At 63.5% G+C, this 351-nt stretch carries 1 protein-coding gene; it reads left to right on the top strand.

Translation table 11 applies throughout. From position 1 onward, the window contains the following. Nucleotides 1–351: AMP-binding protein (locus HX866_RS34010; RefSeq protein ID WP_177141293.1), on the top strand; the 351-nt coding region annotated here is incomplete at both ends.

A 351-nucleotide genomic window follows, 5' to 3' on the forward strand; every position in this document is an offset into this window, starting at 1 on the left:
CGGCCGGCCAGTCGGTAACACCCGTCTCTACGTGCTCGATGCCCAGGGCGAACCTGTGCCGCTGGGGGTGGAAGGAGAGCTGTACATTGGTGGCGAGGGCGTGGCCAAGGGTTACCTGAACCGGGAAGACCTGACGCTGGAAAAATTCGTTGCCGACCCGTTCGACAGCGACCCGCTGGCACGTTTGTATCGCACCGGCGACCTGGTTCGCTGGCGCGCCGATGGCAACCTGGAATACCTCGGGCGCAATGATGCCCAGGTGAAGATCCGTGGTTTCCGGGTCGAGTTGGGTGAGATCGAAGCACGTCTGGCCGAGCATCCCGAGGTCAAGGAAGCCGTGGTGCTGTGCCG

This window comes from Pseudomonas gingeri, assembly GCF_013386165.1.
GTDB lineage: Bacteria > Pseudomonadota > Gammaproteobacteria > Pseudomonadales > Pseudomonadaceae > Aquipseudomonas > Aquipseudomonas gingeri_C.